General features: G+C 75.0%; 11 protein-coding genes and 1 pseudogene. 4 read left to right on the top strand and 8 right to left on the bottom strand.

Annotated elements, in window-relative coordinates:
* Positions 1-14: 14 nt before the first annotated feature.
* Positions 15-623: a hypothetical protein gene (locus ACFY23_RS28395; RefSeq protein WP_350686490.1), complete on the bottom strand. Its 609-nt coding sequence runs from the start codon at positions 621-623 to the stop codon at positions 15-17.
* Positions 624-806: 183 nt separating this feature from the next.
* Between ACFY23_RS28395 and ACFY23_RS28390 the strand changes: the two genes are divergently transcribed.
* Both ACFY23_RS28390 and ACFY23_RS28385 read left to right on the top strand, forming a co-directional pair.
* On the top strand, positions 807-1,706 hold the full coding sequence (locus ACFY23_RS28390) for a class I SAM-dependent methyltransferase (RefSeq protein ID WP_350686489.1): 900 nt from the start codon (positions 807-809) through the stop codon (positions 1,704-1,706).
* A 90-nt stretch (positions 1,707-1,796) separates the two neighbouring features.
* Positions 1,797-2,777: pseudogene (locus tag ACFY23_RS28385) on the top strand (ATP-binding protein); the annotation flags it as partial.
* A 169-nt stretch (positions 2,778-2,946) separates the two neighbouring features.
* Here ACFY23_RS28385 and ACFY23_RS28380 read toward each other — a convergent pair.
* The 3 genes from ACFY23_RS28380 to ACFY23_RS28370 form a co-directional block, all read right to left on the bottom strand.
* Positions 2,947-3,696, bottom strand: coding sequence for a lysophospholipid acyltransferase family protein (locus ACFY23_RS28380; protein WP_350686488.1), 750 nt, complete (start codon positions 3,694-3,696; stop codon positions 2,947-2,949).
* A gap of 114 nt (positions 3,697-3,810) precedes the next feature.
* Positions 3,811-5,871, bottom strand: coding sequence for a glycogen debranching N-terminal domain-containing protein (locus ACFY23_RS28375; protein WP_350687381.1), 2,061 nt, complete (start codon positions 5,869-5,871; stop codon positions 3,811-3,813).
* Positions 5,871-6,251 (bottom strand): SCP2 sterol-binding domain-containing protein, encoded by a 381-nt coding sequence (locus ACFY23_RS28370; protein ID WP_350687383.1) that lies wholly within the window; start codon positions 6,249-6,251, stop codon positions 5,871-5,873. Before ACFY23_RS28370 ends, ACFY23_RS28375 begins: the two co-directional genes overlap by 1 nt.
* Positions 6,252-6,402: 151 nt before the next feature.
* On the opposite strand from ACFY23_RS28370, the gene ACFY23_RS28365 reads away from it, so the two are divergent.
* Positions 6,403-7,509, top strand: coding sequence for a DNA glycosylase AlkZ-like family protein (locus ACFY23_RS28365; RefSeq protein ID WP_350819611.1), 1,107 nt, complete (start codon positions 6,403-6,405; stop codon positions 7,507-7,509).
* A 228-nt stretch (positions 7,510-7,737) separates the two neighbouring features.
* On the opposite strand, the gene ACFY23_RS28360 is transcribed toward ACFY23_RS28365, so the two are convergent.
* The 4 genes from ACFY23_RS28360 to ACFY23_RS28345 form a co-directional block, all read right to left on the bottom strand.
* Positions 7,738-8,154 carry a CBS domain-containing protein gene (locus ACFY23_RS28360; RefSeq protein WP_350686854.1) on the bottom strand — a complete coding sequence of 139 codons (417 nt, stop codon included), beginning with the start codon at positions 8,152-8,154 and terminating at the stop codon, positions 7,738-7,740.
* A gap of 233 nt (positions 8,155-8,387) precedes the next feature.
* On the bottom strand, positions 8,388-9,413 hold the full coding sequence (locus ACFY23_RS28355; protein WP_350686856.1) for an aspartate-semialdehyde dehydrogenase: 1,026 nt from the start codon (positions 9,411-9,413) through the stop codon (positions 8,388-8,390).
* 280 nt (positions 9,414-9,693) lie between these two features.
* Positions 9,694-11,040, bottom strand: coding sequence for an insulinase family protein (locus ACFY23_RS28350; RefSeq protein ID WP_350686858.1), 1,347 nt, complete (start codon positions 11,038-11,040; stop codon positions 9,694-9,696).
* A complete protein-coding gene (locus ACFY23_RS28345) occupies positions 11,040-12,332 on the bottom strand; it encodes a pitrilysin family protein (RefSeq protein WP_350686860.1) in 1,293 nt (430 codons plus the stop codon). The genes ACFY23_RS28350 and ACFY23_RS28345 overlap by 1 nt, the downstream gene beginning before the upstream one ends.
* Before the next feature lie 91 nt (positions 12,333-12,423).
* Here ACFY23_RS28345 and ACFY23_RS28340 point away from each other — a divergent pair, with 91 nt between their 5' ends.
* Complete coding sequence (locus ACFY23_RS28340) at positions 12,424-13,392, top strand: hypothetical protein (protein ID WP_350819609.1); 969 nt, start codon at positions 12,424-12,426, stop codon at positions 13,390-13,392.
* The last annotated feature ends 5 nt before the right edge of the window (positions 13,393-13,397 follow it).

The raw sequence follows: 13,397 nt of genomic DNA, 5'->3' as shown, positions 1-13,397 counted from the left end.
CGGCGTCGGGGCGGTCACCCGAGCCGGACGTCGAGGGTGGGGAAGTCGTACCAGCTCAGCTCGAAGGACGACGGGGGCGCCGGAGCCACCGGGTAGACGGCCCAGCTGTTGATCTGCTCGCCCGGCCCGATGCTGAAGGACTGGCCGGCCCGCGTCGTGGCGCACCAGGTCCGCTCGGGACGCACGGTCCGACCGTCCGACAGGGCGATGTGTGAGGAGACCAGGTCGACGTCGACGTCGGGGCAGCTCACCGGCCACGCGACCCGCGAGTCGTTGCGGTACGTGATGTTCAGCCGCAGCTTCCCGCCGCTGGTCTCGGCGCTGACCAGCGTGACGCTCAGCGACGCCTGTTCGTAGATCGGCCGGTCGAGCCGGTACGTCCGGGGCGTGGGCTGCGCCTCGCTCGGCGACGCCGACGCGCCCGGCGACTCCGGCCGGCCCGACGACGCCGACGGGCCGGGGTCGGCGGGCCCGGATCCGGTCGACGGGCGGTCGGTACCGCCGGTGGGGCCGGCCTGCCGGGTCGCGGTGCGGTCGGCCAGGTACGCGCCGCCAAGGGTGCCGACGACGGCGAGGCCCGCCGTCGCCACGATGACGCCCAACAGGCCCACGTACCTCTTCACGGTCGGCTCCTGGCTGGTGAGGCGGCGATGGCGTGAACGTAGCACCGTCGTCGAAACAGGACGGTCCGACGCCTGCGAGCGGGACGGCCACGGCGGCGGCACCAGCGCCCTGCCGATCAACCGAGCGCCCCGGGCCGACAAATAGACATGACAGCGCTGCCGGCCCGTGGCCAACATCGACGGATGACGGGGACCCGACCGGCGGAGCCGGACATCGTGCGCTACTACACCGACGTCTTCGTGGAGGCGGACCGGCTGGAGCGCACCCCGCTCGGGCGGCTGGAGAGGCTGCGTACCCGTCAGGTGCTGACCCGGCTGCTGCCGACGGCGCCGGCGACGGTGCTGGACGTCGGCGGCGGTCCCGGAGCGTACGCGGGGTGGCTCGCCGCGGCCGGCCACCGGGTGCACCTGGTGGACCTGGTTCCCGCGCACGCGGTGGCGGCCCGCCGCGCGCATCCGGCGGTGAGCGCCACCGTCGGCGACGCGCGGCGGCTGCCGCTCGCCGACGCCTGCGCCGACGCGACTCTGCTGCTCGGGCCGCTCTACCACCTGACCGAACGCGCCGACCGGGTCGCGGCGCTGCGCGAGGCGGCCCGGCTGACCCGGCCCGGCGGCCTGGTGGTCACGGCGACGATCAGCCGGCACGCCCCGCTGATGGACCTCACCCGTCAGGGGCGGGTGGACGACCGGACGCGTCCCGCCCTCCTGCGCGCGTACGCCACCGGCGTCAACGACGTGGGAAGCGGCTTCACCACCGCCTACTTCCACCGGACCGGCGAGGTGCTCGACGAGTTCGAGGCGGCCGGACTCCCCCGGCCCGACCTGTACGGCGTACAGGGTCCGCTGTGGCCGCTGCTGAGCGTGACGGGCGGGCCGGAGAGCGACGGGCCGCTGTTCGCGGAGGTGCTGCACTGCGCGACGCTCTACGAGCGCGACCCGGAGGTCATCGGCGCCAGCGTGCACCTGTTGGCGGCGGCGCGGCTCGGCACGGACCGACCCGGCCCGGGGCGGGGTGACAGGCGGCGGCAGCCAGGCGGGGAGGAGCGCCTGACGGACCGGCGACACGACGCACACCGAGGGTGATCTCGGGACGTCCTCGTGTTATTCTCCGGCGTCGATCTCCGCCGCGCGGACCCGGATCGGGTCGTTGTCGCAAGAGGACGCCTCTTCCCGATGCCGGCCGTTGCCCTTCCGAGCACGTCGCCGACCACGCTGGACAACCCGGCCGGCGGCGCGTTCGCCCTCATCTTCACCCGGCTGCCGGCGCTGCTGCGCCTGACGTGCGGCCTGGTCGGGGCGGTGGTGGCCCTGTCGGTGCGTACCCCGCCCGTCGAGCCGGCGCTGCTGGTGCCGGCCGTCGCGGCGCTGACGGCCTGGTCGGTGTGGTACGCGTACCGGGCGCTGCGGCACGGCATCGGCGGCCCGCTGGTGGCCGGCGACGTGGCGGCGACCACCGCCGCGTGCCTCGCGATCCCGGTGCTGGTGGCGCCCGAGGTGCTCCCCGGCGAGGGAAGCTGGATCGCGGTGCTGGCCAGCACCACGGTGATCAACGCGCAGGCCACCGCCCCGGCGCGCTGGTCGGTGCCGGCGGGGCTGCTGGTGACCGCCGCCTACGCGGCCGGCGCGCACATCGCCGGCCAGCCCGACGAGGCCACCGCGCACGCGGGCACGCTGCTGGTGCAGACCGCCTGCGCGGCGCTGATGACCGCGATCATGCGGCGGCGGATCGGCCGGGCGGATGCCGCCTTCGTCGCCCACCAGCGGCTCACCCGGGAGGCGCTGGTCGCCCGGACCGCCCGGGAGGCGGAGCGGCGGCAGAACCGGGACCTGCACGACACGGTGCTGGCCACGCTGACCATGGTCGGGCTGGGCGCGGTCGCCGGCCCGTCCGCCGCGCTGCGCGGGCGGTGCGCCGCCGACCTGCGTACCCTCACCGCGCTGTCCGACGCGCGGTCAGCGCCCGCCGACGGGCCGGCGCCGCTGGACGAGCGCCTACGGGCGGTGCGGGCGCGGCTGCCCGAGCTGCCGGTGACCGCCGAGCTGGCCCCGGTGCCGGTGCCGGCGCCGGTCGCCGAGGCGCTCGCCGAGAGCGCCTACGCCGCGCTGTCCAACGTGGCCCGGCACGCGCCGGGCGCCACCGCCACCCTGCGGCTGGGGGCGCCGCATCCGGGCGGCGGTGAGGCGACGGTACGGAGGGTCGCCTCCACCGTGACGCCGCGCCCCCGCGATCGTGCACTTTCGGTCTGCGGTTCGCGCCTTCGCCCGGCATGTGGGGGCATGACGTGCAGGAGCGCGGGATGCGGCCCGGGGGTGCGGGGGCCGGTCAGGGTTTGGGGGTGCGGCGGTGGGGGGCGTCGAGGGCGGCGGCCTCCTCGGGGGTGGGGGCGGTGCCCCCCAGGTGCGCCGGGAGCCACCAGGTGTCGTCGGGGCCGGCGGGCTGGTCCGGGTACTCCCGCTGGGCCCGGTCGACCAGCGCGCTCAGCCGCGTCTTCAGGTCGACGGTCATCGCGTTGCCGTCCGGGTAGGCGGCCGGATCCATCGGCTCACCCACCAGGATCGTGATCGGGGTGTGCCGGCGGGTCAGGGTGCGCGGCCGGCCCTTGGTCCAGAGCCGCTGGGTGCCCCAGAGCGCCACCGGCAGCACCGGCACGCCGGCCTCGACCGCCATCCGGGTGGTGCCGCTCTTGAGGTCCTTGACCGTGAACGATCGGCTGATCGTCGCCTCGGGGAAGACGCCGACCACCTCGCCGCGCCTGAGCGCGCTGACCGCCGTCGCGTACGACCCCGCGCCCGCCCGCCGGTCCACCGGGATGTGCCGCATGCCGCGCATCAGCGGGCCGGACACCTTGTGCGTGAACACCGACTTCTTGGCCATGAACCGCACCAGCCGCCGCGACGGGTTCGCCCCCAGCCCGCAGAAGATGAAGTCCAGGTAGCTGACGTGGTTGCTGGCCATGACCGCCCCGCCGGTACGCGGGACGTGGTGGGCGCCCTCGACGGTGATCTTCAGGTCCAGGACCCGGAACAGCGTCTTGGCGGCGGCGATCACGGGCGGGTACACGAGTTCCGGCATGTGCGCGAACTTACCCTGCCGACCTGAGCCGCACGCCAGCCCGCCGACCGGCCGCGGTGCGGCCGGTCGGCGGGGGTGGGCCCCGGCGGGCGGGCGGCCCGGCGGGACCCGTCGTCACTCGGTCAGCCGGTGCACGTCGAGGCGGCCCCGGGCGAACGCGTCCACCCGGCCCCACCGGCCCGGGATGTCCAACACCTCGATGCGCCCCATCCCGATCGGCAGCCGGGGGTCCACCGCGAGGTGCCCCTCGTGCGGCTCCAGGCCGAGCATCGTCCGCAGCAGCAGCAGCGGCGTGCCGGTCGACCATGCCTGCGGGCTGCACGCCGTCGGGTACTCGACCGGGAACTTGGTCAACTCGCGGGGATAGCCGCCGAACGCCTCCGGCAACCGGCCCTGGAAGTAGGTACTCGCGTCGAGGATGCCGCTGGCGATGACCGCCGCCTCCTCGGCGAAGTCGTACCGGCGCAGGCCCCAGGCGATGAACGAGTTGTCGAACGGCCAGATCGTGCCGTTGTGGTAGCCGACCGGGTTGTAGCGGACCTCCCCCTCGGCCAGCGTCCGCACCCCCCAGCCGCTGAAGAGCCGGGGCCCGACCAGATGGTGGGCGATCTTCTCGGCCCGGTCGTGGTCGACGATCCCGCTCCACAGCAGGTGGCCGATGTTCGAGCTCAGCACGTCGCACTGGCGGCCGTCCGGGTCGAGCGCCAGCGCGTAGTATTCGCCGTCCTCCACCCAGAAGTCCCGGTTGAACCGCTCCTTCAGCGCCGCCGCCTCCTGCTCCAGCCGGTCGGCGAACTCCGGGTCACCCCAGAACTCCCGGGCCAGCCGGGCGGCCCGCAGCTTCCCGTCGTACGCGTACCCCTGCACCTCGCAGGTGGCCCGGGGAAACGGCGGCAGCGTGCCGTCCCGGTAGGAGATGGAGTCCCAGGAGTCCTTCCAGCACTGGTTCTCCAGGCCGGTGTCGGTGTTGCGCCGCTCGTACCAGATGTAGCCGGTGCCGACCAGGTCCGCGTAGTCGTCGATCCACTTCAGCGCGGCGCGGCACTCCCGCTCCAGCTCCATGACCAGTTCGACGTCGCCGGTCCACTTCTCGTACTCGTCGAGCAGCACCAGGAACAGCGGGGTCGCGTCCACCGACCCGTAGTAGGGCGAGTGCGGCTGCTCCTCGAAGGCGGCGGTCTCGCCGTACCGCATCTCGTGCAGGATCCGGCCCGGGTCCTCGTCCCGGAAGTCGTCGAACCGGGTGCCCTGCAGGCGGGCCAGGATCCGCAGCGTGGTCTTCGACAGCTCCGGCGTGAACGGCAGCGCCTGGAGGCAGGTGAGAATGCTGTCCCGGCCGAACATCGTCATGAACCAGGGCAGGCCGGCGGCCGGCAGTGACGCCCCGCCGAGGGAGAGCGGCGAGAAGCGCAGCGCGGCCAGGTCGATCAGGCTGCGCCGGTAGGTCGCGGCGACCCGGTCGTGCTGGCTGTTCACCTTGGGCGCCTTGGCGATCCACTCCTCCAGGTCGTGCTGGAGGGCGAGCCGCTCGGCGCCGTGCGCCCCCAGCCCCATCCGCAGGTCCCGGCCGCCGGGAGCGCCGGCGAAGGTGTCGACCTCGATCTGGGCTTCCCAACTCTGGTTGGGTTCGAGGTGGATCGTGTAGGCGAAGCCGTTACGGTCGTACCGGGCCGGCGGGGACGAGGAGATGGTCGTCTCCCGCTTGAAGTTGCCCCGCCGGTAGCCCAGGCGCAGCCGGTCGGTCTCGACCTCCGTGTAGATCTCGCCCTTCTTGTTGAGGATCTCGTCCTTGACCTGGAACAGGTCGGCGAAGTCGGACGCCGCTTCCATCCTGATCTCCAGGTCGACCGGCTTCTCGTCGTGGTTGAGGATGGTGAGCTGTTCCTGGAAGCTGCCCCCCACCGACCGCTCCCGGATGATCGACAGCTTGGCGTCGATGTAGTGCGTCGCCATCCCCGGCACCAGGAAGAACCGCGCCTCGTAGTACTGGAGGTCGTCGTACGACAGCGGCGTGAGCCGCTCCCCGTTCACCGTCAGCACCCATTTGGACAGGAACCGGGTGTCCAGGGAGAAGAAGCCGGTCGGCTCACTCGGCGTGGCCTCGATGTCCCCGGTGTCCTCCGACACGACGAAGGTGCTGCCGTCCAGGATCCGGATCGTGTTGGTCTGCGTCATCACCGCACCTCCCCACGCTGACCCTGGAAGCGGCGGCGGGGGCCGCGGGCGTCCGGGTGGCCGGGGAAGAGCCGCTCCAACTGCACCAGCAGCCGGAGTTGCCCCGACACCGTCAGGTCCCCCCGCAGCAGCGCCGCTATCCCGTCCTCCCGCCCGGTGGCGAGGTCCTCGAAGAGCGCGGGCGTGGTGCCGACCACCGTGTCAGCGTCCTGGTCCTCCTGGCTCACCTGGACCCGGCCCCGGTCCATCCGCAGCAGCCAGTGCGTCGTCTGCGCCCCCTCGTGCAGGTCCAGGCGCAGGGTCCCGGAGGACTTCTCCAGCAGGGGCTCGTACTCCCGCCGGTCGAGGTCCTCGAAGAACCTCGTCGTCGCGTCCACCATCGGGTCCTCTCCTCCCCGTCGGTCATGTCCCGAACGGGGTCCCCGTCCCGTGCCGGATCAACCTCGCCCGGATCGGGTGAGGCGGGTCGACCGGCGGGGTCGTACCCGCGCAGTAGCCTCCCGTCAGGGTGAGTCGGGAGCGGAGGTCGGCATGGGAGGCAGCGGTCCGGAGGTCGGTCGGGAGCGGGTCCTCGCCTACCGGGCGGCGGCGCAGGAGTTGCACCGCCCGACGCGGCGGCCGGCCGACCTGGCCGTGACGGAGCTGGGCGTGCAGGACACGCCGCACGGCTCCGCCCGGCTGGCGCTCGCGGCCCGTGGCGTGACCGATGTCGACGACGACCGGCTGGAGCTGGTCTGGTCGATGCGGGGCGCGCCGCACCTGCACCGCCGCGCCGGGCTGCCGGCGCTCGCCGCCGCGATGTGGCCGCTGAGCGACGCCGACGCCGCCCGCCGGATCGCGGGCCAGATCCGCGACGGCGCCAAGCTGGGGCTGGCCGCGTTCGAGGCCGCGGCGCGCGCGTTCGCCGAGGTCGTGACGGCGCCGACGGCCCGCGGCGAGGCGAGCCGCGCGGTCAGCGACCGGGTGCCGGCCGAGCTGACGTTCGACTGCGGCCCGTGCGACGCCCGGCACGTCTCCGGGTCGCTCTTCCAGCAGGCCGGCCTCGCCGGAGGCGTACGCCTGGAGGTGTCGGGGCGGGCGACCACGCTCGCGCCGCTGCCGGGCTGGCCCGGGCCTCCCGGGCGGGCGGCGGGCACCACCTCCCTGGTGCTCACCTGCCTGCGGCTGCTCGGGCCGGCGACGCCGGCCGACATCGCGGGCTTCCTCGGCACCAGCGCCACCGCGCTGCGCCCCGTGTGGCCGGAGGGCCTCGCCGAGGTGCGGGTTGACGGCCGGCGGGCCTGGCTGCCGCCGGAGCAGCTCGACGCGCTGCGCGGCGCACGGCCCCTGCCGGGCGTCCGGTTGCTGCCGCCCGGCGACCCGTTCCTCCAAGCCCGCGACCGGCCCGTGCTGGTGCCCGACAAGGCCCGCCAGTCGCAGCTCTGGCGGATCATCGGCAACCCCGGGGCGCTGCTCGTGGACGGCGACGTGGCCGGCACCTGGCGCGCGAAGCAGGCCGGCCGGGGCGTGCTGGAGGTGACCGTCACGCCGTGGGGCGCGCTGTCGGCCCGGGCGCGCCGGGAGGTCGACGCCGAGGCCGCGACAGTCGCCGCCGCGCGTGGCGCCACCGACATCCGGGTCACGGTCGAGGGCGCCTGACCGCCGGGGCGGGCCGGCACGAGCCGGGGCCGCCGAACCGGCCCTGTCAGGACCGGCGGGCGGCGCCGCGGCGCGGACGCGCCCTGGGCGCACCCGGTACGGACGCGCGCGACGGCGGACCCCGGTCGGACGCGCCCGACGGTGCACCCGGTTGCGGACGCGCCCGACGGCGCGCGCGGAACGCGACGCCAGCTCCCGGGACGGGAGCCGGCGCGCCGCGGCGGACAGTCAGTTGTTCGGTTCGTCGGCGCTGATGTCGGCGAGCACCGACTGCGGTTCCCGCTCCACGGCGAGGTCACCCATCGAGACCAGGCCGACCAGCCGCCCGTTGTCGATGACCGGCAACCGGCGCACGGCGTAGGTCCGCATCAAATCGGCGGCGGCCACCGCGTCGTCGTACTGGCTCACCGTGATCACGTCCTTGCTGGTGATCCGGTTGAGCGGGGTCGTGTTCGGGTCCATGTTCTCCGCCACACCCCGGACCGTGATGTCCCGGTCCGTCACGATGCCGACGACGTCGTCACCATCGGTCACCACCACGTCGCCGATGGCGCTGTCGCGCATCTCCTGCGCCGCGGCGGTCAGCGTGTCGTTGCCGTCCATCGTCACCAACCGGGTCGTCATGAACTCTCCGACCGTTGTCATGGTGCTCCCCTCTCGGTGTCGGCACGGGCCGTCTACCCGCCGGCCGAGCGGGGTAACGCTGCGGGCGGCCGGGCCTGGCCGGGCGTCACGGTGGCGCCCGCCCGGCTGTCGGCCAGCGGCCCGACCGGAGGCCCGCCCGCCCGGGGCCGACCCGGCCAGGGCGCCGGGTCGACGCGCTCCAACACGACGGGCCCCTGCCGAAAATCGGCGGGGGCCCGTCGTACGCGCGTCGGTCAGCGGCTCTCGGCGGCGACCAGCTCGGCGATCTGCACCGCGTTGAGCGCGGCGCCCTTGCGCAGGTTGTCGTTGGAGCAGAACAGGGCGAGGCCGTGCTCGACGGTCTCGTCGGCGCGGATCCGGCCGACGTAGGTCGGGTCCTGGCCGGCCGCCTCAAGCGGGGTCGGCACGTCGCTCAGCGCCACGCCGGGCGCGCCGTCGAGCAGCTCGCGGGCCCGCTGCGGGGTGATCGGGCGGGCGAACCGGGCGTTGATCTGGAGCGAGTGGCCGGTGAAGACGGGCACCCGGACGCAGGTGCCGGAGACCTTCAGCCCCGGAATCTCGAGGATCTTGCGGCTCTCGTTGCGCAGCTTCTGCTCCTCGTCGGTCTCGAAGGAGCCGTCGTCGACGATCGAGCCGGCGAGCGGGAGCACGTTGAACGCGATCGGCCGCGAGAACGATCGGGGGGCGGGGAACTCGACCGCCGCGCCGTCGAAGGCGAGCCCGGTGGCGTGTTCGGCGACCTTGCGGACCTGCTCGTCCAGCTCGGCCACGCCGGCGAGGCCGGCGCCGGAGACCGCCTGGTAGGTCGAGACGACCAGGCCGACCAGCTCCGCCTCGGCGTGCAGCGGGCGCAGCACCGGCATCGCGGCCATCGTGGTGCAGTTGGGGTTGGCGATGATCCCCTTGGGGCGTACGGCGGCGGCGTGCGGGTTGACCTCGGCGACGACCAGCGGCACCTCCGGGTCCATCCGGAACGCCGAGGAGTTGTCGATGACGACGGCGCCGGCCGCGGCGACCCGGGGCGCCAGCTCCTTGGCGGTGCCCTTGCCGGCCGAGAAGAGCACGATGTCGAGCCCGGAGTAGTCGGCGGTGGCGGCGTCCTCCACCGTCACCTCGCCGCCCCGGAAGGGCAGGGTGCGCCCGGCCGACCGCGCCGAGGCGAACAACCGCACCTGCTCCGCCGGGAACTCCCGCTCCGCCAGCACCTGCCGCATCACGCCACCGACCTGGCCGGTGGCCCCCACAATGCCGATCCTCATGCCCGCGAGGCTACCCAGCCCGGGCCCGGAGCCGGGAACGCTTTCCCACCGCGCGGGCGGACGTCACGCCGGGCCGGGCGGCCGCCGAGGCGCGCCGGGGCGGCCACCCCGCCCGGAACGTCACCGCCCGATCGCGCTCGCGGCGAGAAGATCCGGGGTCCCGGCCACGCCCCGCCGGAGCATTGCCGCGGGCCGGTCCGCCCGTGCCGGAGCACCCGCCCCGCCCCGACCGCGACCGACATCACATTCCAGGTCACCGCCGGGGCGGGCGGGGCGGCGGTCAGGGGGCGGCGTCGACGACCTCGCCCAGGCCGGTGGCCACCAGCTCGTCGCGGATCACCGCGGCGTCGCCCTCCACCACCAGGGTGAGCGCCTCCGGGCGCAGGTGGGCGGCGGCCGCCGCGGAGACCTGCGCCACGTCGGCGGCAAGCAGCGACTCCCGCAGCCGGGCGTGGTAATCGTCCGGCAGGTCGTGCACGACCAGGGTGGTCAGCGCGGAGGCGATGGCCCGGGGGCTCTGCAGCTCGACCGAGAGCTGACCGGCCCGCCAGAAGCGCGCCACCACCAGCTCCTCCTCGGTCACCCCGGTCTCCTGCGTACGGGTGATCTCGCCGACCGCCTCGACCAGCGCCGGCGCGGTGACGGCCGTCTGCACCCCGGAGCTGACCGCGAACCGGCCGAACCGGCGGGACGAGGCGAAGTCGCCCCGGATGCCGTACGTGTAGCCGCGCACCTCGCGGATCAGGTGGTTGAGCCGGGAGGTGAACGCCCCGCCGAGCACCGTGCCGGCGAGGGCCATCGGCACGTGGTCGGGGTGGGCGCGGTGCGGCGACGGGTGGCCCAGCCGCAGCGTGGACTGCACCGAGCCGGGGCGGTCCACCAGGATGATCCGCCGGGCGGGGCGGGTCGCCACCTCGATCGGGCCGCCCCGGTCGACCGGACCGCCGGCCGTGCCGGCGAACGCCGCCGCGCCCAGGGCATCCAGGTCGAGCCGGTCCAGGTCGCCGGCGACGACCAGGGTGCCGGGGCGGATGAACCACTCGGAGTGGAAGACGGTGACGTCCTCCACGTCCAGCCCGGCGACCGAGTCGGGGTCGCCGTACATGGGGCGGCCCCAGCGGTTCTGGACGCCGAACAGGTCGGCGCGCAGCGCCGCGTCGGCGCGGGGGCCGGGGTTGGCCCAGTCCATCCGCAGCGCGGTCGCCTCGTCGTCGCGGACGCGCCGGACGTCGTCCGGGTCCAGCTTCGGGGTGCGGACCGCCTCGGCGAGCAGCTCCACGGCGGCGCTCAGCCGCCCCACCGGCACCTGCACGCTGACCTGGAAGGAGTCCCAGTCCAGCCCGGTCACCAGCTCGGTGCCGAGCGCCTCGATCGCCAGGGCGTACGCGGTCGCGTCGCGCTGCGCGGTCCCCTCCTCCAGGGCCTTGGCGAGCACCCCGCCGAGCCCCTCCTTGCCGGTCGGCTCGCGCCCGGCGCCCGCGTCGAGCAGCAGCAGCGCCACGGCCAGGTTCTGCCCGGGCAGGTGCGCGGCGACGACCTGGCCGCCGGCCACCGTGCGGCGGACCACCTGCGGGAACCGGTAGGGGCGGGCGACGCCCGGCCCGGGACGGTCGGTGATCAGCGTCATCAGGGCTTCTCCTCGGGCAGGTAGGTCAGGGTCACCCGGTCGGCGGCGGCGAGCACCTCGGCGGCGGCCTCGGCGATCTGCTCGGCGGTCACCGCGAGCCAGGCCGGCAGCCGCTCGGCGGCCTTCGCCGGGTCGCCGAACTGGGTGGCGTAGCGCCCGAGCGTGTCCGCCCGGCCCTCCACCGTGGACATCTGCCGCCACCACATGGTGGTGAGCAGGGACTTGGCCCGGTCCAGCTCGCTGGCGGTGACCGGCACGGTGGCCAGCTCGTCGACGACCTCGGCCAGCCCGGCGGCCAGCCGCTCGCCGCTCACCCCCGGGCGGGCCGTGGCGGTGGCGATCATCGGCGCGGGGGCGTGCGCGAGGTCCACGCCGTACGCCCCGACGAGGTCCGGCTGGGCGATCCGCTCCCCGTCGGCGAGGCGCTGGTAGAGGCGGCTGCCCCGGCCGCTGCCCAACACCGTGGCGAGCACGGTCACCACGTCGTAGCCGGTGCTGCCGAAGGGGTGGGTGCGGTGCGCGATGTAGACGCGCGGCGCCGGGACGTCCCCGGTGACCGTCTCCACGGCGGGCCGCCCGGTGGCCGGGACCGTCCGGCCGTCGGGCGCGGACGGGATGTCCTCGCGGGGCGGGATCGCGCCGAAGTACTTGTCGGCCAGCGCGAAGACCTCGGCGGCCGGGGCGTCGCCCACCACGGTCAGCACGGCGTTGTTGGGCGCGTAGTACGTGCGGTGGAACGCCTGGAAGGTGGCCAGGTCGGCGGCGTTCAGGTCGGCCATCGACCCGATCGTGGCGTGGTGGTACGGGTGCCCGGGCGGGTAGAGCAGCGGCAGCAGCCGCAGCCAGGCGTCGCCGTACGGCACGTTCTCGTAGCGCTGGCGCCGCTCGTTCTTCACCACGTCACGCTGGTTGTCCAGCGTCTCCTGGGTCAGCGCCGGGACCAGGCCGCCCATCCGGTCCGCCTCCAGCCAGAGCGCCAGTTCGAGGTGCTCGGCCGGGACCGTCTCGAAGTAGTTGGTGCGGTCCGGGTTGGTGGTGGCGTTGAGGGAGCCGCCCGAGCCCTGCACCAGCCTCATGTGCTCGGTCTTCGCCACGTTGACCGAGCCTTCGAACATCAAGTGCTCGAAGAGGTGGGCGAAGCCCGTCTGCCCCGTGGGCTCGTGGCGGGAACCGACGTCGTACCAGAGGTTCACGGCGACGGCGGGCGCGGTGCGGTCCTCGCTCACCACCACGCGCAGGCCGTTGTCCAGTCGGGTCGTCTCGATGGGCCAGGGGTAACCGCTGTCGGGCATGGCACGACGCTATCCGATCGGGCGGGCCGGAAGGGGACCGCCGCTCGGGGGGGCGGGGTATCGACCACCGGCGGCCGGGTACCAGGGGAGGATGCCGGCTGTCGCCTCCGTGACCGACCGGGCCGCCGTCGCGGTCGACCACGCGACCGCCGCCCTGACCCGGCTCCGCCGGGGCCGCCTGCTGCACCCGGCAGGCCGCTGCTTCGCCGGCGAGGTGACCGTCTGGGGTACGCCGGGGCGGCCGTTCGACCTGCTGGTCAGCTCCAGCGGGGCCGCGCCGGTGCTGCGGCACCTGCCGCTGCCGCGGCGGCGCTTCGCCGGGACGTACAGCACGGTCGTGTCGTTCCGGACGGGCCGGCGGCGGCTTCTCCTGGCCGCGCTGGCCGACCCGGAGTCGCCCGACCTGGGCCGCAGCCTGGCCGAGGTGGCCGCCGCGGCCCGGGCGGACGCGCCGCGCCTGGTGCTGGCGGTCGCGTCCGCGGTCGGGCCGTGGCGGCCGTTCGGGCAGGTCGCCCTCGGCGAGCAGCTCGGCGCCCGGGAGGACGCCGCGCTGGCCTTCGACCCGGTCGGCAACCTGCCGCCGGGGCTGCGGGCGGCGGGCCCCGTCGCCTGGCTCCGGGAGCACACCTACCCGGCCTCGCAGCGGGCGGCGCGGCGCCGTGCCTCAGTCGGGGGGCTCGACGGGGGTCACCGTCTGATCGGAGGTGCGCCGCTCCAGCACGGTGTCCGGCGCGGCGTTGCGGTCCTCCTCCCGGATGTCCGACTCCTCGATGATGACCTCGGCCTGCGCCTGCGGGTCCTCGCTGCCGACGGCCGTTTCCTCGGGCAGCAGGTGCGCGCGGGACTCGACCCGTTCCTGGTCGCTCTGCTCGTGACTCATCCCGCCCACATACCCCGCCGGGTGGACGGGCACGCCCACCCGGCGCGCCGCCCGGCGGTGACCTCCCCCCGTCGCGGGGTCACCACCGGGCGGGCGCGGCCGTCGCGCGGCGGCGGGCGGGCCGCGCGGGAACGGAAACCGGCCGCCCTTCAGAAGCGGAACGGGCCGCGCACCTCGTAGGTGAT

The sequence above is a fragment of the Micromonospora sp. NPDC000121 genome, assembly GCF_042899165.1.
GTDB lineage: Bacteria > Actinomycetota > Actinomycetes > Mycobacteriales > Micromonosporaceae > Micromonospora.
The sequence above is the reverse complement of the archived record's forward strand: the minus strand, read 5'-3'. Positions and strand labels throughout refer to the sequence as shown.

Excerpts from the sequence above, each read along its gene's own strand:
- ACFY23_RS28390 (WP_350686489.1), top strand. The coding sequence starts at position 807 with ATGACGGGGACCCGACCGGCGGAGCCGGACATCGTGCGCTACTACACC.
- ACFY23_RS28380 (WP_350686488.1), bottom strand. The coding sequence starts at position 3,696 with ATGCCGGAACTCGTGTACCCGCCCGTGATCGCCGCCGCCAAGACGCTG.
- ACFY23_RS28375 (WP_350687381.1), bottom strand. The coding sequence starts at position 5,871 with ATGACGCAGACCAACACGATCCGGATCCTGGACGGCAGCACCTTCGTC.
- ACFY23_RS28370 (WP_350687383.1), bottom strand. The coding sequence starts at position 6,251 with ATGGTGGACGCGACGACGAGGTTCTTCGAGGACCTCGACCGGCGGGAG.
- ACFY23_RS28365 (WP_350819611.1), top strand. The coding sequence starts at position 6,403 with ATGGGAGGCAGCGGTCCGGAGGTCGGTCGGGAGCGGGTCCTCGCCTAC.
- ACFY23_RS28360 (WP_350686854.1), bottom strand. The coding sequence starts at position 8,154 with ATGACAACGGTCGGAGAGTTCATGACGACCCGGTTGGTGACGATGGAC.
- ACFY23_RS28355 (WP_350686856.1), bottom strand. The coding sequence starts at position 9,413 with ATGAGGATCGGCATTGTGGGGGCCACCGGCCAGGTCGGTGGCGTGATG.
- ACFY23_RS28350 (WP_350686858.1), bottom strand. The coding sequence starts at position 11,040 with ATGACGCTGATCACCGACCGTCCCGGGCCGGGCGTCGCCCGCCCCTAC.
- ACFY23_RS28345 (WP_350686860.1), bottom strand. The coding sequence starts at position 12,332 with ATGCCCGACAGCGGTTACCCCTGGCCCATCGAGACGACCCGACTGGAC.
- ACFY23_RS28340 (WP_350819609.1), top strand. The coding sequence starts at position 12,424 with ATGCCGGCTGTCGCCTCCGTGACCGACCGGGCCGCCGTCGCGGTCGAC.